This is a genomic window from Thalassospira mesophila (genome assembly GCF_002115755.1).
GTDB classification, from domain to species: domain Bacteria; phylum Pseudomonadota; class Alphaproteobacteria; order Rhodospirillales; family Thalassospiraceae; genus Thalassospira; species Thalassospira mesophila.
On sequence record NZ_JFKA01000006.1, the window covers coordinates 206,585 to 228,795 of the forward strand.

The window sequence follows — 22,211 nt, forward strand, 5'->3', positions numbered from 1 at the left end:
TTCGGGGCAATGTCCCTGAGGGAGGTTTTTGAGAGACATCGATCAGGGGAACACCCATGACGTTAAAGGCAGTCGTCAATAATGTGGCGCCGATGACCGCATCGAAGGATGTGGTTGTTGATATTCAAAAAATGTCGCTGACATTTCAAACCGCAGATGGCCCGGTTTATGCCCTTTCCGAGGTGGATCTGACGATCAGTCGCGGCGAGTTTGTATCGTTCATTGGCCCGTCGGGCTGTGGCAAAACAACGCTTTTGCGCGTGATTGCCGATCTGGAACGGGCAACGGGCGGTGATATTCTGGTCAACGGGGTCCCGGCCCAGCAAGCGCGCGAGCAGCGTGCCTATGGCTATGTGTTTCAGGCACCAGCATTGCTGCCGTGGCGCACCATTGAAAGCAATGTGACCCTGCCGCTGGAAATTATGGAGATTTCCAGGGAAGAACGCATCAAACGCGGCCATGACGCCTTGAAACTGGTGGAACTGAACGGGTTTGAAAAGAAATTCCCGTGGCAGCTATCGGGCGGGATGCAGCAGCGCGCCTCGATTGCGCGTGCGCTTAGCTTCGATGCTGATTTGTTGCTGATGGACGAGCCGTTTGGCGCGCTTGACGAAATTGTCCGCGATCATTTGAACGAACAGCTGTTGAAATTATGGGCGCGCACCAACAAGACCGTGGCGTTTGTCACCCATTCGATCCCCGAAGCGGTTTTTCTGTCGTCGAAAATTGTGGTGATGTCGCCGCGTCCGGGCCGGATCATTGATATTATTGAAACCGATTTCGCCAGGGACCGCACCCTTGATGTGCGCGAAACACCGGAATTTCTGGAAGTAGCCCATCGCGTTCGCGAAGGGTTGCGGGCAGGGCACAGCTATGACGATTGATGCCGCAACCTTGCCAACTGCTGCTGCCGGGCCAACCCTGTGGGGCCGGATGATGAAAGGCCAGACCGGACCGGTTTGCGTGATGCTGATCGGGTTGTTTGTGCTGTGGTATGTCGGGGCGGTTTTTTTAAACATGCCTGGCCAGATCGACCGTTACGCGCGCGCCAAACAGGACTGGACGGCGTCGCAACTGATTGAAGCAACGCTTGCTCAGGACCGCCCGGTGCTGCCTGCTCCGCATCAGGTGGCGGTGGAAATGTATAAAACCATTTTCGCCACCAAAATCACCTCCAAACGCTCGCTGGTTTATCATACCTGGGTGACGTTATCCTCTACCCTTTTGGGCTTTGGCATGGGCACATTGCTGGGCATTGTGCTGGCTGTGGGGATTGTTCATGTGCAAACGCTTGAAAAAAGCCTGATGCCATGGGTGATTTCCTCTCAAACCATTCCCATTTTGGCCATCGCGCCGATGATCATTGTGGTGCTGGGGGCAATTGGCCTTAAGGGTTTGATCCCCAAGGCGATGATATCGACCTATTTGTGTTTTTTCCCCGTTACCATCGGCATGGTTAAAGGCTTGCGTTCGCCCGACCATATCCAGCTTGATCTGATGCGTACCTATAATGCCTCGCGCTGGCAAACATTTGTTGCCTTGCGCTGGCCATCGGCGATGCCGTTTTTGTTTGCCAGCCTAAAGGTTGCCATCGCCATTAGCCTTGTTGGCGCGATCGTCGGTGAATTGCCGACCGGGGCGCAATCGGGCCTTGGCGCGCGTTTGCTGGCCGGGTCCTATTACGGGCAAACGGTGCAAATATGGGCGGCCTTGTTAACCGCTGCCTTCGTTGCGGCGATGTTGGTGGTGATTGTCGGCCTTATGGAAAAACGGGTTCTTGAACGCATGGGGGTGCGGGCATGACCGGGAAGCTTGATAAATTCTGTTTGGTTGCAGCGGTATTTGCGCTGCTGTCGCTGGTGTTTCCGTTATCGGGTGTGCATATCGAGACCGGCAAAAACGTCGCCTTTGTTGCCGACCTGCCGGGGCTGGCCAGTGCCATGGTCGCCTGCGTTGTCGTGGGGGTCATTTTTACCTGGTACGGGGTCACCAGTGTGGTCCGGGCCAGCATTTTGTTGCTGATTGTTGTGTTTGGCGCATGGCAGGCTGTCGCGGCCCTTTATCATGGCGGCCTGGCCGGATACGCATCCTATGGTTTCTGGATGTTTATTTTGTCGTTATGGGCGCTGGTATGGCGGGCGATTGACGTAATTGCCAATTATCACACGCTGGAAAATGGCAAACAGCAAACGGCTAATCTTATTGTGCCGGTTGCCTTTGGCATCTGGTTATTGTTTTTGTGGGAAGTGACCACGGCAGGGTGTGGCGTGCCACAGGTATTGTTGCCGCCGCCCAGCATGATCGGGGTTCGCTTTGTTAATTCCACCGGTATCCTGTGGGATGATTTCCGCCAGACATTTTTAAAAGCCGTGATTGCCGGTTATGTTTTGGGCTGTGGCGGCGGGTTGATTGTTGCCATTGCCGTGGACCGGGTGCCGTTTTTAAAACGGGGTCTTTTACCGCTGGGAAATATGGTATCGGCTTTGCCGATTATCGGTGTCGCGCCGATCATGGTGATGTGGTTTGGTTTTGACTGGCAGTCAAAGGCCGCGGTCATCGTGATCATGACGTTTTTTCCGATGCTGGTGAATACGGTTTCGGGTTTGAATGCGGCCGGGCGCCTGGAAAGGGACTTAATGGCGACCTATGCCTCTGGCTATTGGTCGACCCTGTTTCGGTTGCGGCTCCCGGCGGCTTTGCCGTTTATATTTAACGCCCTTAAAATCAATTCCACCTTGGCGCTGATTGGCGCGATTGTGGCGGAATTTTTTGGCACCCCGATCGTTGGCATGGGCTTTCGCATTTCGACAGAAGTCGGGCGGATGAACCTTGATATGGTCTGGGCGGAAATTGCATTGGCAGCCCTTGCCGGGACTGCCTTTTACGGGGCCGTGGCCCTTGCCGAGCGCAAGGTAACGTCGTGGCATCCGTCTTTTCGGGTACGTCGCCATTAAGGCAAAAAAGACGACCCGTCGGGAGGAATGAACTTCAACCTGTGGAGAGGCTTCAACAAAATGAAAAAAGTGTTTGCGACGGCTCTGGGGATGGCATTTGGCCTGACATCGTTTTCGGCGATGGCAGCAGATGATATAACCTTGCAGCTGAAATGGGTCACGCAGGCCCAGTTTGCCGGTTATTATGTCGCCCGTGACAAAGGGTTTTACGAAGACGCCGATCTTGATGTTACCATCAATCCCGGTGGCCCGGATATTGCCCCGGCGCAGGTCATTGCGGGGGGCGGGGCCGATGTGATTGTGGACTGGATGCCATCAGCATTGGCTGCGCGCGAAAAAGGTGTGCCGCTGGTTAATATTGCCCAGCCCTTTGCCAAATCGGGCATGGAACTGACCTGCCTGAAAGATACCGGCATTACCTCGCCCAAGGATTTTCCGGGGCGGACGCTTGGTGTGTGGTTCTTTGGTAATGAATATCCGTTCTTAAGCTGGATGTCGAAACTGGGTATTCCCACCGATGGCAGTGACAAAGGCGTTACGGTTCTGAAACAGGGCTTTAACGTGGACCCGCTTTTGCAAAAGCAGGCCGATTGTATTTCAACCATGACCTATAACGAATATTGGCAGGTTATTGATGCCGGTATTCCAGCCGATGATCTGGTTGTTTTCAAATATGAAGACCAGGGTGTCGCCACCCTTGAAGACGGCCTTTACGTGATGGAAGACAAACTGAAAAAACCGGCTTTTGTTGATAAAATGGCCCGGTTTGTTAATGCCAGCATGAAGGGTTGGGCCTGGGCCAAGGAACACCCCGAAGATGCGGCTATGATTGTTCTTGATCATGATGCCACCGGCGCCCAGACCGAAAAACACCAGATCCGCATGATGAAGGAAGTTGGCAAACTTCTGAGTAATGATGGTGTTTTAAGTGAAGATGCCTATACCCGCACCGTTGACAGCCTGATGTCGGGTGGATCGGCCCCGGTTATTACCAAAAAACCGGAAGGTGCCTGGACCCACGCGGTTACCGACAAGATGTAAGCCTGCGGGCATATTATAATTTCCATGACACCCGGCGACAGCCCCGTTTGTTGCCGGGTGATCTTCCCTGATTTTTCAGGGAACAGGTGCCCGCGAGCACCCCTCCATCCCCGATCCCGATAGATAAGGAGCCACCCATGTCCATGGTTATTCGTGGCGGAACCATCGTTACCGCAGACCTGACCTATGAAGCCGATATTCTGGTTGAAGACGGCAAGATTGCCGCGATTGGCAAGGGCCTTTCGGGCGACAAGGTGATTGAGGCTGACGGCTGTTATGTCATGCCCGGCGGGATTGACCCGCACACCCATATGGAAATGCCTTTTATGGGCACCTATTCCGCCGATGATTTTGAACATGGCACCAAGGCCGCTGTGGCGGGGGGCACCACCATGGTGGTGGATTTCTGTTTGCCATCGCCCGACCAGTCGCTTCTGGAAGCCTTGCAGGCATGGGATAACAAATCATCGAAAGCAGTATGTGATTATTCGTTCCACATGGCGATTACGTCCTGGAGCGAGCAGATTTTTGACGAAATGAAAATCGTCGTCGAGGAAAAGGGTATTAACACCTTCAAACACTTCATGGCCTATAAAGGGGCCCTGATGGTGGATGATGATGAAATGTTTGCATCCTTCTCGCGCTGTTCGGAACTCGGTGCGATGCCGCTGGTGCATGCCGAAAATGGCGATGTGGTTGCCACCTTGCAGCAACGGTTGCTTGATGCGGGAAATAACGGGCCAGAAGCGCACGCCTATTCCCGCCCGGTCGATGTGGAAGGCGAAGCATGCAACCGCGCCATCATGATTGCCGATATGGCCAATGTGCCGCTTTATATTGTGCATGTATCGTGCGAACCGGCCCACGAAGCCATTCGCCGCGCGCGCCAGAACGGCAAGCGTGTGTTTGGCGAGCCGCTGATCCAGCATCTGGTGCTTGATGACAGCGAATATGCCAATGCCGATTGGGACCACGCGGCACGCCGTGTTATGTCGCCGCCGTTCCGCAGCAAACTGCATCAGGATGGTTTGTGGAACGGGCTTGCCTCGGGCAGCCTTCAGGTGGTGGCAACCGACCATTGCGCTTTTACATCGGAACAAAAGCGCATGGGGATGGGCGATTTTACCAAAATCCCCAATGGCACCGGTGGCCTTGAAGACCGCATGCCGCTTCTGTGGACCAATGGCGTAAATACCGGCCGTTTGACACCCAACGAATTTGTTGCCGTAACATCAACCAACATCGCCAAAATTTTGAATATCTATCCGCGCAAAGGTGCCATTCTGGTTGGGGCCGATGCGGATCTGGTAGTGTGGGATCCCAAGGCGTCAAAAACCATTACGGCCAAACATCAGGTTTCGTCGATTGACTATAACGTGTTTGAAGGCATGGAAGTCACCGGTTTGCCGCGTTACACCATCTGCCGGGGGCGGATTGCTGCCGAAGAAGGCGTTGTTGTTGCCAAATGTGGTGATGGCGAATTTGTCCGCCGTGATGCTTTTCCTGCCGTGAACAAGGCGCTTTCCAAATGGAAAGAAATTACGGCCCCGCGCAGGGTGGAACGCAAAGCGGAAAATATGCCTGCGGGTGTGTGATTATCGGATTGGATATCCGTTTTCGCATTTCACAATTTTAAAGGGGTGGCCGCGTGCCACCCCTTTGTTTTGGGCTCATGATTTATTCACAAATGAAGCATGTCACTTGTGACACCCTAACGAGCGAGGCCGTTTTGGGGGGACTACCGGGGAGTTTACCAAAGGGGGCGGAGTGGGTGTCGCGACGGATTTATTGCCTCACCGATAAAGGCGTTCATCCCACCAGATCGGCTGTTCAAGATCGGTGGTAATTTGGGGGAAGTCGGGATGGGTGGTGTTAATCAGAACGTTATGTTCTTCGCGGGCGACAACAGAAGGAACAAACAAGATACAGGACCGTCCCTCCCGAAACCACGTGCTGCCAAACTGACGGGCGGCTTGTTCATTTGCGTCGTGCCATCCGGGGTGATGGCCGGAACTAAAAACTTCGTAAGATAGCCCGACCGGATAGGTGATTTTGATGAAATGCTGGCCTTTGGGCACTTCACCGTTGAAATGCACCAGCTTTTCCAGCATCGCGGTTGAATAATGTTCGCTGGTGTAAATCACCGGCTGGCCAATATCGTGCCAGCGCCCGGCAAACAGGCGGGCACCTTGCGCGGAATATACCGGATAAATTCCATGCGGGTCACCAATGCGATAGCCATAACGGGTGCCCGGTAACTGGCGGGAGGTCATACCGGCAGACCCGCCTGAATTCTGTTAAACAAATTCATAACCATATCTGCCCCTGCGCCTGATTTACGCGCAAGTTCAAGCGGGGAGATCCCGCCTAACATCGGGTGCGGCTTTTGCAGGAAACGGACCGCTTTTTCCGGCTCATCAGGGTAAAGTTCCATCGCCTTGGCCGTTACCTTGATAACGGGATAGATTTGTTCGGTTGCTGCGCGTGAAAAACGCAGGTTTTTTCTGCGTTTGATCCGCTCCATGGTTGAGCGTGACACCAGATGTTCGACGGCACGACTGCCAGCATCGGGAAATAGAAATTCCGCCAGTTTACGGACCCCGGCAACCGGAATACCCTTTTCAATCTGGTCAAGCAGGGCGTGCGGCGACGTATCGCGTTCTGGCAAACCGACAAAGGAGTAAATCGGGTTAAGGGCGATAGCTGTTTGAACGGTCATGGCCTGTTCTCTCGATGGTCGGTATCTTCATATGACGGTTTTAAATGTATCATGCGACCAGTCTTGTCGCAAGGCGATCATGATACGTGCTCGTGTGGCATCTGTGGCGGCAGCGATGTTTTATCGGTCAGGTCGGGTTGTGTGGTGTGCTGCCAACGGGGCCGTTAATTTTCCCGGTTTTTGGAACTGCGTCTGGCCGCTTGCGTTTCTCGGACATGTATTTTCAGGATGATCGTGGCAATTTGGGTTGCAAAACCGCCTGAAACCGCGTCACATACCGATCATGTTACGGGGCCGTTTCGTGCCCCAGGTTTCAAAATATCAGGAGGAAACATGGTTTCGCTCAAAGATCCGTCGCTGTTTCGTCAACAGGCCTATGTGGCTGGTGAATGGGTCGATGCGGCCGATGGCAAGACGGAAGATGTCACCAACCCGGCCACCGGTGAAAAGCTGGGAACGATCCCTGTTCTGGGGCGTGATATTGTCAAACAGGCGATTGAAGCGGCTGAAAAAGCCCAGAAATTGTGGAAAAAACGGACAGCCAAGGACCGTGCCAGTGTTTTAATGAAATGGTACGACCTGATGATGGAAAATCAGGAAGATCTGGCGCAGTTGATGACTGCCGAACAGGGCAAGCCGATTAATGAAGCACGCGGTGAAATTGCCTATGGGTCGTCGTTCCTGCAATGGTTTGCCGAAGAAGCCAAACGGGTTTATGGCGACGTTATTCCGACTTTTGCCGCCGATAAACGCGTTATCGTTTTAAAAGAACCGGTCGGTGTTTGCGCCGCAATTACCCCGTGGAACTTTCCCACCGCCATGATCACGCGCAAGGCGGCACCGGCGTTGGCTGTTGGCTGTTCAATGGTGGTAAAGCCGGCATCTGAAACGCCTTATTCGGCGCTGGCAATGGCAGTATTGGCCGAACGGGCCGGGGTGCCCAAGGGCCTGCTTTCTATCGTGACCGGGGATGCAAAGGAAATTGGCCTGGAAATGACCGAAAGCAACATTGTCCGCAAACTGACCTTTACCGGGTCGACCCAGGTGGGCCGTTTGCTGATGCGTCAATGTGCCGATACCATTAAAAAAGTCAGCCTCGAACTTGGCGGTAATGCGCCGTTCATCGTTTGTGAAGATGCCGATCTGGATGCGGCTGTCGAAGGGGCGATGGCATCGAAATATCGCAATACCGGCCAGACCTGCGTTTGTGCCAACCGCATTTTTGTTCATGACGCGGTTTATGACACGTTTGCTGAAAAGCTGGCAGCCAAAGTGGCCAAATTGCAAGTCGGTGCAGGCACCGAGGATGGCGTTGAAATTGGGCCGCTGATTACGGAAAAAGCGGTGCAAAAGGTGGAAAGCCATATCAAGGACGCGCTGGAAAAAGGTGGCCGTATTCTGACCGGCGGCAAGCGCCACGAAAAAGGTGGTACCTTCTTTGAGCCGACCGTGATTGTGGATGCCACCCGCGATATGCAGGTGTTTGGCGAGGAAACCTTTGGCCCGATGGCACCGCTGATCCGGTTTAAAACCGATGATGAAGTGCTTGAAATGGCAAACGATACCGAGTTTGGCCTCGCATCCTATTTCTATTCCCGTGATATTGGCCGGATCTGGAAAATGGCCGAGGGTCTTGAAAGTGGTCTGGTCGGTGTAAATGCCGGGGTGATTTCGACCGAGGTTGCGCCGTTTGGCGGCTATAAACAGTCCGGTAACGGGCGTGAAGGCTCCAAATACGGTATGGAAGACTATCTGGAAACCAAATATGTCTGCATGGGTGGTCTCGACGCTTGATATTCTGACCGTCAACTAAACGATTAATATCGAAAAGCCCCAAACGAAATAGTCGTTTGGGGCTTTTGTCTCATGTGACATACCAATATCTGGATCAAATAAATTGTCAGGCTGCCGGTTTATCCGCATCCGAAGGCTGATTATGTGCCATCGCGTCAGCCTGCTGGTCCTGTTCCTGAATCATGGTCAAAACAGCATACATTTTTGGATCAAACGATATTTGCGCAACGTTTTGATCAAGTTTGCTGGTGCCAGCTTTGTTATCGTCATCATCTGACTGATTGGCGATGCTGCCGCCGTTTAACTGTTGCGCAATGCGTTCGGTAATGGCGGTTTCAATGGCTGCGCGCTGGTCGGCCGGCATGGCGGCAAGTTTTTCCGCGTCCAGACCCATCGATTGCAAAATTTTTTCCCGCATTTCCTTGATTTTTTGTTCTTCTATCTCCTTCACATAGGCGGTAAAGCCATGCTCGCGGATATAGTTGACCTCGTCGGAATGCTGGTTTTTAGCCGATTTTGGCGCGTAACCGGTACTGCTCGACGCGACCGGCCCATTTGTAGACGTACTGGTGGTTTGCGAAGCGGTGCTGAGTAAACCCGATACAGGTTGAAATGCAGTCATGGCGTTATCCCGGTAAAAATTGCCATATATGGTTGAATTAGCCGATATATAAGCAATTTACATGCCGGTTAAGCAGGCAGGTTTTGCAGCCTTGCTGTTAAATCCTGCAACATCCGCATTGCCGCTTTGCCATCCCAGCCCTGTGGGCGAAAGGGCGTTGGCGGGCAGCGCAGCGCTTGGTCGAGATGTTTTACCATATCGGTCGGTTCGCACTGTTCAAACCCGCAATGGGCCACGGCATGGGGGCGCTCGGTGTGTGGGCGGACGATTACGGCGGGTTTGCCAAGATAGGCACATTCTTCCAGTATCCCGCCGGAATCTGTAACGACGATTGATGCAGCATTTAACCGCGCCGTAAAAGCCGGATAGGGCAGGGGCGGCAGCAGGGTTAAGCCGGTTGTCGCGGGCAGGCCAAGTTGGGTCAACACCGGTTTTGTGCGCGGGTGGAGTGGCCAGATGACCCGGCGGGTTTGCGCGATTTCAGTGATTGACCGGACAATGGATTTAAAACGGACGGGGTCATCAATATTTTCCGCCCGGTGCAGGGTAACCAGAACGGAGGACCTGTTTGGACGCTGGGTGATGTCATCGGGTGGAACAAGCGGAGCAAATCGCAGCAGGGCATCGATCATGATATTGCCGGTAACCGTAATGCGGTTTTTGGGAATGTTTTCGCTCCCTAAATTGGCTGCGGCAACATCGTCTGGTGCCCATAAATAATCGCATATCTGGTCCAATTCATAACGGTTGGCTTCCTCGGCCTTTGCATCAATACCGCCGCGCAAACCGGCTTCAAGATGAAATAAGGGTACATGATGCTGATGCGCGGCCCGCGCCACCCCGACCGAGCCATTAACGTCGCCAATGGCAATCGTGGCGGTCGGAGGTATTGTTGTTAGCAAGGCCCCATAGGCCTGCGCCACCGTACTAATGAAGGGGCTGCGTTGGGATGTGTGCGGCGATCCGGCTATATTCCCGTTATGGCTTTGGCGGTGCCCTGCCTGCAAATTAAAGGCAGGTGTTGGAAGCCCAAGTGCGCGACATTGATCGGCCGACAAAGTGTCGTCCCAATGCTGTCCGGTGTCGATCAGGCGGAGTTCAAAGGGCCATTGTTCGCGGGTTTCGCGCCATTGGGCATGTAGGGCGGCGGCCTTGATGATGTTGGGGCGCGTGCCATAGACCAGATCAACAATCATAAAAATGGACTTTATCTATATCTCAGGTGTTAACGCATTGATGAGTATGCATAAATGTTCATCTGGTCACGAGGGTTTGTTTCTTGATTTCGCCGTGTCGGCGTATAATTTTCGATAATGAACCAGTTATGTGTTTTTGTGTTGATTAATGAAAATTCCTTGACTTGGCGGTGATGTTATCTGACTTTTAGAAAAACCAAATGTGCGCGGTCTGCAACCAGTTGTAACGTGGCTCGACGCACCGGGAGGAATAAAATGTCCGATAAACAATACATCCTTGCGATTGATCAGGGAACGACCAGTTCGCGTGCGATTATTTTTAACCGGGATGGCAAATCAGTTGCCGTTGCGCAACGTGAGTTTCCCCAGCATTTTCCCAATTCCGGCTGGGTTGAACACGACCCCGAAGATTTATGGGATACGGTGGTTGAAACCTGCCGCGAAGCCATTTCCCATATTGATGTGAATGAGATTGCGGCGATTGGCATCACCAATCAGCGCGAAACCACCATTGTCTGGGATCGCAAAACCGGTAAGCCGGTTTACAATGCCATAGTGTGGCAAGATCGCCGAACCGCTGCCCTGTGCCGGGATTTGCGCCATAAGGATGCGCAGCTTGAACAGCATATTAATGCCAAAAGCGGCTTGTTGATTGACCCGTATTTTTCGGCCACCAAAATTGCCTGGATTTTAGACCATGTGACGGGCGCGCGTGCCCGGGCCGAACAGGGTGATTTGGCCTTTGGTACCGTGGACAGCTTTTTGTTATGGCGCCTGACGGCGGGCCGTGCACATGCGACCGATGCCACCAATGCCGCACGGACCAATCTTTACAATATCCGCGAAGATCGCTGGGATACGGAGCTGTGCGACATTTTCCGCGTTCCGCGCCAGATGTTGCCCGACGTAAAGGATTGTGCCGCCGATTTTGGTGTGACAGATGCCGATTTGTTTGGGTCGGCAATTCCCGTTTCCGGTATTGCCGGGGATCAGCAGGCGGCCGCATTTGGCCAGTGCTGTTTTAACCCGGGCGAGATTAAAAGCACCTATGGTACGGGCTGTTTTGTGATTTTAAATACCGGCGATGAAGCCGTGACATCGCAACACCGTTTGTTAACCACCATCGGATATCGCCTGAACGGCAAAATCAGCTATGCGATGGAAGGGGCCATTTTTGTTGCCGGGGCGGCGGTGCAATGGTTGCGCGATGGTTTGGGTATTATCAAATCTGCTGCCGAAACCGAAGGGTTGGCCGCCGATATTGCCGATAATCGTGGTGTTTACATGGTCCCGGCCTTTACCGGGCTTGGCGCGCCCTATTGGGATGCTGATGCACGCGGCGCTATTTTTGGGCTAACCCGCGATACCGGCCCGCGCGAATTTGTGCGCGCGGCCCTTGAAAGTGTTTGTTATCAAACCTTTGATCTGTTTGAAGCCATGGCAGCCGATGGTGTGGCACCAAAGGCCGTGCGGGTCGATGGCGGTATGGTCGCCAATGACTGGATTTGCCAATATCTGGCCGATATTCTGGCGATTGATGTGGAGAGGCCCCAAATTACCGAAACAACGGCGCTGGGGGCAGCCTGCCTTGCCGGTTTGCAGGCCGGTTTGTTTGCTGATCTGGACGAAATTCGCAGTCGCTGGCAGCTTGATGCGCGGTTTTCTCCAAAAATGGCACAACCCCAGCGGGATCACGCCCTTGCTGGTTGGAAGGGCGCGGTTGAAAGGGTGCGCAGCTACGACGATTAGGGTTGCGTCAAGCTGACTGGTCAGAAAGCAAAACCCCCTATAAGATCATGCAAAATCAGGTGGCACAGTCGCTGTGCCGCCTTTAATTTGTGCAGCAGCAACGATGTTCTGTTGATAAATGGGGTGATGCGCAGCTTGATGATGCGTTTGGGGGAAGAATGCTGGATTTGATCTTCAGTAAAGTGGGGCCCGTCTTTTTGACGATCCTGTGCGGTTATTTACTGATGCGGACCCGCATTTTATCGCGCGAGGGTATCCCGGTTCTCGCCCGGATTGCGATGAATGTTTTCATTCCGGCAATGCTGTTTCAAACCCTGTCGCAATCCGATATCCGGGCTCATTTCGATTTGCGCCTGTGGGGGGCCTATTATGCCGGGGCGCTGCTAAATTATGCGCTGGTGTATTTCATCGCCCGTTTCACGTTGAATGCCAAAAATGACGAAGCGGCGATTACGGCCGTTGGGGGTGTGTTTTCAAACGTCGTTTTGCTGGGCATTCCCCTGGTGCAGGCTGTTTACGGCGAAGAAGGATTGGTGCCGCTTTTGATCGTATTGGCGATCCATCCGTTAACGCTTTTGGGCATCACGATTTTTCTGGTTGAAGGGAGCCGTACGTCGGGCGAAACCCGGTTGGCCAATGTTGCCATCAGCATGGTTCGGGTTTTGAAAAATCCGATCATCATCGCGATTATTGCCGGTGTTGCGGCATCACTGGTCGGGTTGAAATTGCCCGAAATTGCCAATAATACGCTGGAACGCTTTCGTGTTGCCGGGCCAACGGTGGCCTTGTTGCTGGTTGGCTGCGGCCTTTACGGGCAAAGCATTCGCGGGAATTTAAAGGCCAGCCTGATTTGCACCTGTGCTAAAATGTTCATCCAGCCGCTGCTGGTTTTTTCGGTTGCTTATTTCATCTTTGATCTGCCGCCGCTGTGGTTGGCGGTGGTGACCCTTATGGCGGCCTTGCCTGCGGGTGCCAATGTGGCAATTTTGGCTGGCAACTATCAAATTTGCATTGACCGTTCCGCCACAACCATCCTGATCACCACCCTGATCAGTGTGATTACGCTGCCTTTGCTCGTTCTTTATGCCGGTGCACCATAAGCAGCATGCAAGATCATGCGGCATAAACCGATTTCATCGGCGGCGGAGGGATGATTGTTAATGTCGGTTGCCATGACGACGGTGCCGCTGGCGTGGTGAATGCGACTGATAAAATTCTGCAGCGCTTGCTGATGGCCCTTTTGCGGGCCGCGGCCCCAAAAGCGCCCTGTTCTGTGGATTGTTTTTTTGCCTGATTGATGGATCGTTAAACGGTGCCAGTCCGTCAGGGTCATGGTGGTATCGGGTGCTGTGATAATCAGCGTTTCCTTGGCATCCCGTTTTGTGCCGCCTTGGCCATAATGCAGGCTCGCGTGGCTGTTATCGGCAAATCGCATGTTCCAGATACTGTCGCCGATTGCACGGTCAACCCAGTAACATTGCAGGTCGATCAACGGTGATTTTGCCAGTTTTGAGATAACATCGATAAAATGGCTGACTTCGCCAATGGCGCGCCCACCCTGTGCCGGGTGGCGCAGCCAGTGACCGGATGGCAATGGCGACAGGCGGACATGATAGGTGAAATGTTTGGGACCGTCGGGCAAATGATCCGCAATGGTTTTGGTGAACGGGGCATAGCGGCGATTATGGCCGACCATCAAAATACGATCAGGATGTTTGGCGACGGTTTTTTCCAGTATCGCTAATTGCGCAAGGTCAATTGCGAGGGGCTTTTCCACCCACACATGTTTGCCTTGTTCCAGTGCGCGGGTCGCAAGGGTGCAATGACTGTCATGGCGCGTGGCAATTATGACGGCATCAAGCGCTGCATCATTTAAAACATCCTCGCTATCGCTGGCCGGTATTGCATGCGGGATGCGGCGACAGGCCCCCATTGCGGCCAGGCCGTTGGGGCTGACAACATAGGAAACTTGCGCATCGGCGATGGATTTCAGCGCGGGTAACAAGGTCGCCCCGGCAAAATTCCCCGCCCCGATAAGGGCAAGCGTGACCGCTGAGTTTGGGGAGCGCTTTGGCGGTTTTGGGCCTGAAGTCTTTGGCAGAATCGTGTCCGCAGTGTGCGTGTGGCTTTGCAGCACGGTGTCATATAAAATAACGGTCGCCAACGGGGCAGTGTCGGTTGATGCCGGATTGTCGGCCTCTTCAAGGGTTATTCTGGCACCAATCAATGCGGACGGATTGATGCGGTTATCCGCCATCAGGTCCAGAACCGCCCGCATGTTGCGCTTTATTGTCCAGCGGACATATCCGGCCGGGTAATCCTGCCCGTGCTGTTCGTAATTGTCATCATATCGACCGGGCCCATAGGATCGCACCTGGCGCAGGGTTATTTCCTTGCGGAACAGCAAATTACGGGTGGCTTGGGGTTTTACATCGCCAACGCACACAATGGTGGCGCGGTCACGGCACAGGCGTGCTGCTGCGTCAATCAGTGTGCCGTGCCGGTCTGGCGCGCAAATCAAAACCGCATCGCAGCCGATGTCATGGGTTAGCGCGCCAAGGGTATGATCGGCGACGGCGCTCGCTTCGGTAAAACTGGCGATGGCACCATTTTGGCGTGCCAGATCCTGCCGGGATATTTGGGGGTCAATGGCAATGGTGCGGGCCCCGGCGGCGAGTGCCAGTTGAAGGGCCAACTGGCCGACCAGCCCGCAGCCAATCACGGCGATTGTCATGCCAATGCCAACGTCACCTTGGCGCAATGCATGCAAGGCGATGCTGGCCAATGTGGTGAAAACGGCATCATCGTCGGCGACACCGGATGGCACAGGGCAGGCCAGATTTTGTGGAATGATATTCCATTCGGCATGACAGGCATGGTTAATACCACCACAGGCGACCCGCATACCTGGCGTAAAGCCTTGCACATCGGCGCTAACGGCAGTGATAATGCCGCAACTGGCATATCCCGCGGCAATCGGGCGGTCCAGCCGGTGCGAAACGGCATTGCGTGTTGCCGTGATGCCGTCCCGACGCACTTTATCGATCACCTGCGCGGTTAAATCGGGGCGTTGCCAGGCTTTGGCGATCAGGGGCAGGCGGGTTTCGTGGTTTTGGATGGTTTCGGTGCCCGTGCTGATCAGGGATCGGGTGGTTTTGACCAGAATGCAACCGGGGCGCAGGACAGGGACAGGGCAATCGGTAACCGATATTCGCTTTTCACCCGGAAACCGTAACAAGGCGCGCATGGTCGTCATTGCTGTCTTTTCTTCCCCGATTTGTACCCGTAGAGGGTGTAATTTTCAGATCGAATTAAACCATACTGCTATGTCGGGGTCGATCTGTCATTGACGGATGAGCGAACCCTCAGTAGCAACAGCACATAAACTTAAATTTAATGGCCTGTCGCAACGTCGTTGTTGTACCGGCCGCAGCCCGGAAGTCGCCATGTCCCGCTCATCTGCCGATGCCCCGCCGAAAAAGCGCAAGAAGTTGCTTTTTGTCTGTAGCGAGGACTGGTATTTCGTTTCGCACCGCATGGCGCTGGCCCGTGCGGCACAGGTGCGCGGTTGGGAAATTATCGTTGCCTGTCGCGCCAATGAAGCGGCAATCGGCCTTCGCGAAGAAGGTTTTCGGGTGATTGATCTGAATATCGCGCGTGGCGGATTAAACCCGGTGAAGTCATTGGCAACGGTTTTTTCTTTGTGGCGACTGATGCGGCAAGAAAAACCTGATATTGTTGTAAATGTCGCCATTCAGTGCGTTATTCTGTCTGCCCTCGCGGGGTTGCTTGCAGGGGTTTCCCGGTCGGTAAATATGGTCACCGGCTTGGGTTTTGTTTTTGTTTCTAACGGTCGCAAAGCCCGTATCGTCCGGGCGATTATTTCGGCTGTTTTACGCGTCTATGCCCTTTTCCCGTCGATCAAAGTGATCGTGCAAAATCATGATGATTACGAATTGATGCGCCAGTTGGGGTTTTCAAAATCCGGACTGTCGTTGATCAAGGGCTCTGGCGTTGATCTGCAAAAATACCTTCCCGTTTCGGATATGCGGGAAGGTGATAATCCCAAGACAGCAATTTTTGTAGCCCGTATGTTGTGGTCGAAAGGATTGGGCGAGCTTATTGGTGCAGCCCGGTTGCTTCAGCAAAAAGGGCGTCATTATCGTATTTGGCTGGTGGGGGATGTCGATCTTGCTAACCCCGATAGCGCAAATGTCAGCGATCTGGAGCAATGGCAAAATGACGGACTGGTGGAATGGCTGGGAAGACGCAGCGATATCCCGGCGCTGTTGACCCAATCCGATTTGGCGATTTTACCATCGTGGCGCGAAGGGTTGCCGAAATCGCTGTTGGAAGCGGCCGCCTGTGGCCTTGCCATGGTCGCAACCGACGTGCCGGGATGCCGCGAGATTGTGAAGCACGAAGAAACCGGTTTACTTGTCCCCATGGGTGATAAACCGGCGTTAGCAGATGCAATTGAAACCCTTATGGAAGACGATGCGTCTCGTCGCCGGTTTGGGCAGCAAGCCCGGAAAATGGTTGAGGATGAACTTTGTGACGCGATTGTGGTCGAGAAGACCCTTGCTGTAATAGAGGCGGATCAGTCCTTTAAAAAATGAGATAATTTAACGCCTTTGATATTGTATACAATATTCAAATGTGAGATATGTGATGTCAGGCAATGAATTGCGGGCTCACAGTTTGGTGTGGCCTCGCACCAACAAAAGGATTTTTGATCATGCAGGTAAACTGGACTGGCGTATTTCCCGCTGTCGCAACCCAGATGTTTGAAGATGGTTTTATCGACTATGATATGACCGCCACCCAGATCGAAGCATTGATCGATGCCGGTGTTGACGGGCTGGTCATGCTGGGGTCTGTCGGTGAAAACACCGCCCTTGAAATGGACGAGAAAATCGCCGTTCTCAAACTCGCGGTTGACCTTACCAAGGGCCGTATCCCTGTTCTTTCCGGTGTTGCCGAAACGACCACGGCAGCCGCCATCAAATATGCCCAAAAATGTGAAGATCTGGGTGCCAATGGCCTGATGCTGCTGCCCGGCATGATTTATACCGCCGATACCCGCGAAAACCTTGAACATTTCCGTGCGGTTGCTGCCAAAACGTCGCTTCCGATCATGATCTATAACAACCCGGGGGCCTACCGCGTCGATATTAAACCCGAAGAGTTCAACCAGCTTGCCGATGTTAAAAATCTGGTCGCGATCAAGGAAAGTTCCGGTGATCCGCGCCGCATTACCGACATTTACAATGCCTGTGGCGACCGTTTCGTTCTGTTTTGCGGCATGGACGATCTTGTGATGGAAACCCAGGTTCTGGGCGCTGTTGGCTGGATTTCAGGTTTCACCGATGCCTTCCCCAAAGAATCAGTCGGTTTGTGGAAACTGCTTTCTGAAGGTAAATACACTGAAGCCCTGGCCATTTATCGCTGGTTTGCCCCGGTGCTGCATATGGATGTACATGCCAAGCTGGTTCAGTACATTAAGCTGGCACAGGCCATGACCGGTGTTGGCAAGGAATATGTGCGCGCCCCGCGTCTGACACTGGTCGGCGAAGAACGCGAAACCATCACTAAAATTATCCAGAAGGCCATCGACACGCGCCCATCAGTGTGATTGCCTGCATGTAAGTTATTGAAGCCCTGCCGGTATTTTCTTAATGCTAATCATAGTCCGGCGGGGCTTCATCTATCGGATTAACCTCCTTGTTTGACGGATGAGGTGCCATGTCTGAGCCACAGCACGTTCTTGTCATTGGTGCCGGGATTGTCGGTGTTAATGTCGGCCTTGCCCTGCAAAAACAGGGGTTTGCCGTTACATTGGCGGATCGCGGCGAACCGGGGCAAGGCACATCCTTTGGCAATGCCGGGGCCATTGCCGCTACCGAATGTGCGCCCATCTCCATGCCCGGCACGTTGCGCCATGTTCCCGGCTGGTTGAGGGATCCAAACGGGCCGCTGTCGCTGCGCTTATCCTATCTGCCGTATCTATTGCCGTGGCTGGTGCGTTTTGTTGCAGCGGGGCGACGGGGGCGGGTTGAAAAAATCGCAACCGAACTGGCTGCACTGCTTCATTGCGCCTGGGATGATTACGATCCCCTGATCCGCGATGCCAAATTGCAAGATGCCGTTTTTCGTGATGGTGCGCTGGCGGTTTATCGCAGCAATCAGGGGCGTCGCGCGGCAGACTATTCTATCGATTTGCGCCGTCGTAATGGCGTTACCCTAACAGATGTTTCCCGCGACCAAATTCACGAGATCGAGCCAGACCTTGCGCCGATTTTCGCCTGTGGTGTGCTGGAAGAAGACTGGGGTCGGGTTCTGGACCCGTTTAAAATTGTAACCGGTCTTTATCAGCTGTTTCTCGATCGTGGCGGGAAATTCCAGACTGCCGAAATTACCGATTTTGTGTATCGCGATGGCCGTCCGCATGCGGCAATTAATCGTGGTGGCGACAACATATCGTTCGACAAGGTCGTAATCTGTTGCGGGGCGTGGTCCAAACATTTGGCCGCGCGTCTGGGCAACAAGGTGCCGCTCGATACCGAAAGGGGCTATAACACGACCGTGCCCTATCATGGCGTAACGCTTAATCACATGGTGATCAGTGCCGATGACAGCATTGTGCTGACCCCGATGGAAATGGGCATCCGGGTTGGTGGGGCGGTTGAGCTGGCCGGGTTAAAAGCCGCCCCGAATTACGACCGTGCCAAAGCTTTGTTTGCCAAGGGCCAACAGGTGCTGCCAGGGTTGCGTGATGAGGGCGGCACCCAATGGATGGGCTTTCGCCCCTCAATGCCGGATTCCAAACCGGTTATTTCCTCAAGCCCACGCCACGACAATGCTTTTTTTGCCTTTGGTCACGGCCATTTGGGCCTGACGATGGCGGCCACAACCGGGCGGTTGCTGGCCGATCTGGTTGCGGGTAACCCGGCAACCCTCGATCTGACCCCTTATCGCATTAACCGTTTTTAGGCGGAGCACGCCAGACATGGCAAAGCACAGTTTCTTTTGTATTGATGGTCACACATGCGGCAATCCGGTGCGGGTTGTTGCGGGCGGCGGGCCGCGCCTTTCGGGTGCCAATATGCGCGAAAAACGCGCGCATTTTCTCGCGGAATATGACTGGATCCGTACCGGGCTGATGTTTGAACCTCGCGGGCATGACATTATGTCCGGTTCCATCCTCTATGAACCAACTCGCGATGATTGCGACGTTGCCATCCTGTTTATTGAAACATCGGGGTGTCTGCCGATGTGCGGGCACGGCACCATTGGTACTGTTACCATGGCGATCGAACAGGGGTTGGTAAAACCAAAAACGCCGGGTGTCTTGCGGCTTGATACCCCCGCCGGACTGGTCATTGCGCACTATAGCCAGGTTGGCGAATATGTTGAAAATGTCCGCCTGACCAACGTTCCGTCGTTTCTTTATAAAGAAGGGATCGAAGTTGATTGTCCCGATCTCGGGCCGATCCGGGTTGATGTGGCCTATGGTGGCAATTTCTACGCCATTGTTGAACCACAGGAAAACTTCCGCGATATGGCCGATTTCACGGTGGGGGACTTTCAGTGCATCAGCCCCGAACTCCGCCGCCGCCTCAATGATATTGAAACCTTCATCCATCCGCTGCATCCCGAGATTAACGGGCTGTCTCATATCCAGTGGACGGGGGTGCCAACTCAACCCAACAGCACACACCGCAATGCTGTGTTTTACGGTGACAAGGGTATCGACCGTTCGCCTTGCGGAACGGGCACATCGGCCCGTCTGGCACAGCTTGCCGCGCAGGGGCGCTTGCCAGACGATGGCAAAATTATCCACGAAAGCATCATTGGTTCGCAGTTTGAAGCTTTTGTCGTTGAACACACAATGGTCGGGGATTACCCGGCGATTGTACCCTCCGTTGGTGGCTGGGCGCGTATTCACGGGTTCAACACTATCTTTATCGATGACCGCGATCCCTACGCGCATGGTTTCATCGTCAAATAGCCAGGAACAGGGATTATTTGTCACCGCGGTCGGCTTAAACCGGTAATTTTATTGCCACATACCAGTCCCGCCGTTATGACTATTCCCAAGGAAGGCCACTGCGCGGTCTTCCATCTTGGCCAAGGCAATAAGATAGATACAAAACAACATGGTTGCATCCCCCCGCTTTACCCGACGGACGATAACCGACCAGGTTACCGAAGATCTGCGCGAACGTATTTTGTCCGGTGATTTTCTGGCGGGAACGCAATTGCGGCAGGATGCCATTGCAACCGAATATAATGTATCGCGGATCCCGGTGCGCGAGGCCCTGCAACGGTTGGATGCCGAAGGGCTGGTCACGTTCCAGCCGCATAAAGGGGCCATTGTCGCGCAACTCTCGCTTGACGAAATTGAAGAATTGTTTGAAGTGCGGCGTTTGCTGGAATGTGAATTGCTGCGCCATTCGGTACCACGCCTCAGCGCGGACGATATTCGTGCGGCCACCGAAATTCTTGATATTTATGATGATGCCTTGCGTGCCGGTGATATTGCCCGCTGGGGGGATTTGAACCGCCAGTTCCATGAACGGCTGTATCAGGCCTCCAATCGCCCCAAAACACTCGAAATTGTTCGTACCATCGGCAACAACACTGTGCGCTTCACCCGCGCCCAACTCGCCCTTTCCGGGGCGACAGAGCAGGCAGAGCGTGAACATCACGACATTCTCGATGCCTGCCGTGCCGGGAATGTGGCGCTCGCGGTTTCATTACTCGATCAGCACATTTCTGATTCTTGCAAAAGCCTGATCGAATGTCTGCGTGTCGCCCGTGCCGGGAACGACGCCTGAATTCCAGGGATAGCAAACGGCAATGATGCGGGGGTGGGTTCTATCGGACTCGAAATCCCTTGCCAATTTCGTCGCCCTCATCCAGCCAAAACCGGCTTTGCCCACTATAATGGGCGATGCCGCTCACCCGGGCGATAACGGCATCAAAATCGCCGCACCTGGTAACGGCTTCTATTTCGCCGGTAAATTGCGACCTGATCACACTTTCAAACATGCGGGGCTGATGTTGGCCAGTTTGCCCCTTGGCAAATTGTGCGGCCAGTCTGGCGCTCACCCCGGACCCGGTCGGACTACGATCGACCTGATTTTCCGCAAACACACAAATATTGGCTGTTGCTGTGTGAATGTCGGCGTCGTTCCCGTCGGTTAATATGACGCCATATAAAAAAGCAAGGTCGTCATGATCAGGATGATGCAACTTTACGGCCTTATTCACCGCGTCACAGATTTGCCCGGCAATATCAACCATATCGCGGACGTTCGATTGTCGAACCGACAGATTAAACTGACCTGCGTCAGCCAAGGCATAAAACGCCCCGCCATAGGCGACGTCGCACGTGAAGGGTTGTCCATTGCTCAGGCTTAACTGGTAATCCCGACCAAACAAAAACGACGGGACGGAAGAAAAGCTGACATTCCCCGTGCGCCCGTTCGTCACTTCAACCTCGGTTCGAACCAGCCCGCATGGGCATTCAATATTAACCACGGTGACGGGTTCAACGGCCTTGACCAGCCCGTAATCCACAGCATAACGACCAAGGGCAATCATGGCATGGCCGCACATGGTGGAATAGCCCTCATTATGCAAGAACAGTACCGCAAGATCGGCGTCAGGCAGGCTAGGTTCCACAAGCAAGGCGCCATACATGTCGGCATGTCCGCGCGGCTCGAACATCAAAAACTGCCGCAAATGGTCAAGATGTTCGCGAACGTAACGCCGTTTGGCCAGAATATCATTGCCCAATACGGGCGGAAGTCCGCCGGTAATAATCCGCAATGGCTCGCCGCCGGTATGCATATCAATGATATCAACCGGGTTCTGCTGGCCGGGGAAAAACAAAGTCTCAGGGCAATCAGGCATAAGGGCCGTCTCCGATAAAGGAACAGGGCAGGGCGGGAAGGCCGCAATGGAAAAGCAGTTCTTATTTGTAATCTATGGCGCAAAAGACGTCAGGCAAAATTTCCACCATCAAGGCCCTTGAAGGGGTCATATGTGGCGCATATATGGATTTGAACGCTAAATTTTTGCGTCGTTACATTTTTTGCCTTTTTTCTACAAAAAGGTGTTTACAGGTT

The 22,211-nt window shown here is 53.7% G+C and carries 19 protein-coding genes; 13 read left to right on the top strand and 6 right to left on the bottom strand.

The genetic code is table 11. From position 1 onward, the window contains the following. The first annotated feature begins 92 nt into the window (after positions 1 to 92). The 5 genes from TMES_RS14850 to hydA all read left to right on the top strand — a co-directional run bounded on the left by TMES_RS14850 (position 93) and on the right by hydA (position 5,590). Positions 93 to 884: an ABC transporter ATP-binding protein gene (locus TMES_RS14850; protein ID WP_085583965.1), complete on the top strand. Its 792-nt coding sequence runs from the start codon at positions 93 to 95 to the stop codon at positions 882 to 884. Further along, a complete protein-coding gene (locus TMES_RS14855) occupies positions 874 to 1,803 on the top strand; it encodes an ABC transporter permease (RefSeq protein WP_085583899.1) in 930 nt (309 codons plus the stop codon). The genes TMES_RS14850 and TMES_RS14855 overlap by 11 nt, the downstream gene beginning before the upstream one ends. Then, positions 1,800 to 2,954: an ABC transporter permease gene (locus tag TMES_RS14860; RefSeq protein ID WP_085583901.1), complete on the top strand. Its 1,155-nt coding sequence runs from the start codon at positions 1,800 to 1,802 to the stop codon at positions 2,952 to 2,954. Before TMES_RS14855 ends, TMES_RS14860 begins: the two co-directional genes overlap by 4 nt. Positions 2,955 to 3,014: 60 nt before the next feature. Then, positions 3,015 to 3,995, top strand: a complete 981-nt coding sequence (locus TMES_RS14865) for an ABC transporter substrate-binding protein (protein WP_085583903.1) — start codon at positions 3,015 to 3,017, stop codon at positions 3,993 to 3,995. Positions 3,996 to 4,132: 137 nt separating this feature from the next. After that, complete coding sequence (hydA, locus tag TMES_RS14870) at positions 4,133 to 5,590, top strand: dihydropyrimidinase (RefSeq protein WP_085583905.1); 1,458 nt, start codon at positions 4,133 to 4,135, stop codon at positions 5,588 to 5,590. Positions 5,591 to 5,788: 198 nt separating this feature from the next. Here the strand turns inward: hydA and TMES_RS14875 are convergent, their stop codons facing one another. Together TMES_RS14875 and TMES_RS14880 are read right to left on the bottom strand one after the other, a co-directional pair. Then, complete coding sequence (locus TMES_RS14875; RefSeq protein WP_085583906.1) at positions 5,789 to 6,268, bottom strand: RES family NAD+ phosphorylase; 480 nt, start codon at positions 6,266 to 6,268, stop codon at positions 5,789 to 5,791. Next, positions 6,265 to 6,714 carry an antitoxin Xre/MbcA/ParS toxin-binding domain-containing protein gene (locus TMES_RS14880; protein ID WP_085583908.1) on the bottom strand — a complete coding sequence of 150 codons (450 nt, stop codon included), beginning with the start codon at positions 6,712 to 6,714 and terminating at the stop codon, positions 6,265 to 6,267. The genes TMES_RS14875 and TMES_RS14880 overlap by 4 nt, the downstream gene beginning before the upstream one ends. A 333-nt stretch (positions 6,715 to 7,047) precedes the next feature. On the opposite strand from TMES_RS14880, the gene TMES_RS14885 reads away from it, so the two are divergent. Next, positions 7,048 to 8,508 carry an NAD-dependent succinate-semialdehyde dehydrogenase gene (locus TMES_RS14885; protein ID WP_085583910.1) on the top strand — a complete coding sequence of 487 codons (1,461 nt, stop codon included), beginning with the start codon at positions 7,048 to 7,050 and terminating at the stop codon, positions 8,506 to 8,508. 106 nt (positions 8,509 to 8,614) lie between these two features. Here TMES_RS14885 and TMES_RS14890 read toward each other — a convergent pair whose 3' ends face one another. After that, entirely contained in the window at positions 8,615 to 9,130 is a 516-nt protein-coding gene (locus tag TMES_RS14890; protein ID WP_085583912.1) for a hypothetical protein, read from the bottom strand. Between the two features lie 68 nt (positions 9,131 to 9,198). Next, a complete protein-coding gene (locus TMES_RS14895; protein ID WP_085583914.1) occupies positions 9,199 to 10,326 on the bottom strand; it encodes a UDP-N-acetyl glucosamine 2-epimerase in 1,128 nt (375 codons plus the stop codon). A 255-nt stretch (positions 10,327 to 10,581) separates the two neighbouring features. Here TMES_RS14895 and glpK point away from each other — a divergent pair, with 255 nt between their 5' ends. Beyond that, entirely contained in the window at positions 10,582 to 12,075 is a 1,494-nt protein-coding gene (gene glpK / locus TMES_RS14900; protein WP_085583916.1) for a glycerol kinase GlpK, read from the top strand. A gap of 158 nt (positions 12,076 to 12,233) precedes the next feature. Continuing rightward, the gene (locus TMES_RS14905; protein ID WP_085583967.1) at positions 12,234 to 13,175 is read left to right on the top strand and encodes an AEC family transporter; all 942 of its coding nucleotides are present in this window, start codon (positions 12,234 to 12,236) and stop codon (positions 13,173 to 13,175) included. Here TMES_RS14905 and TMES_RS14910 read toward each other — a convergent pair. Next, complete coding sequence (locus TMES_RS14910; protein ID WP_085583918.1) at positions 13,157 to 15,331, bottom strand: bi-domain-containing oxidoreductase; 2,175 nt, start codon at positions 15,329 to 15,331, stop codon at positions 13,157 to 13,159. The two genes, TMES_RS14905 and TMES_RS14910, sit on opposite strands and share 19 nt — an antisense overlap. A 190-nt stretch (positions 15,332 to 15,521) precedes the next feature. Here TMES_RS14910 and TMES_RS14915 point away from each other — a divergent pair, with 190 nt between their 5' ends. The 5 genes from TMES_RS14915 (at position 15,522) to TMES_RS14935 (ending at position 20,915) form a co-directional block, all read left to right on the top strand. Further along, positions 15,522 to 16,694 (top strand): glycosyltransferase family 4 protein, encoded by a 1,173-nt coding sequence (locus TMES_RS14915; RefSeq protein ID WP_158091246.1) that lies wholly within the window; start codon positions 15,522 to 15,524, stop codon positions 16,692 to 16,694. A 119-nt stretch (positions 16,695 to 16,813) separates the two neighbouring features. Then, on the top strand, positions 16,814 to 17,710 hold the full coding sequence (locus TMES_RS14920) for a dihydrodipicolinate synthase family protein (RefSeq protein ID WP_085583921.1): 897 nt from the start codon (positions 16,814 to 16,816) through the stop codon (positions 17,708 to 17,710). A 110-nt stretch (positions 17,711 to 17,820) separates the two neighbouring features. Continuing rightward, positions 17,821 to 19,068, top strand: a complete 1,248-nt coding sequence (locus TMES_RS14925; protein ID WP_085583923.1) for an NAD(P)/FAD-dependent oxidoreductase — start codon at positions 17,821 to 17,823, stop codon at positions 19,066 to 19,068. 16 nt (positions 19,069 to 19,084) lie between these two features. Beyond that, complete coding sequence (locus tag TMES_RS14930) at positions 19,085 to 20,086, top strand: 4-hydroxyproline epimerase (protein ID WP_085583925.1); 1,002 nt, start codon at positions 19,085 to 19,087, stop codon at positions 20,084 to 20,086. A gap of 148 nt (positions 20,087 to 20,234) precedes the next feature. Then, entirely contained in the window at positions 20,235 to 20,915 is a 681-nt protein-coding gene (locus tag TMES_RS14935) for a GntR family transcriptional regulator (RefSeq protein ID WP_085583927.1), read from the top strand. Between the two features lie 40 nt (positions 20,916 to 20,955). Here TMES_RS14935 and TMES_RS14940 read toward each other — a convergent pair whose 3' ends face one another. Further along, positions 20,956 to 21,996 carry a proline racemase family protein gene (locus TMES_RS14940; RefSeq protein WP_245835447.1) on the bottom strand — a complete coding sequence of 347 codons (1,041 nt, stop codon included), beginning with the start codon at positions 21,994 to 21,996 and terminating at the stop codon, positions 20,956 to 20,958. Positions 21,997 to 22,211: the final 215 nt, after the last annotated feature.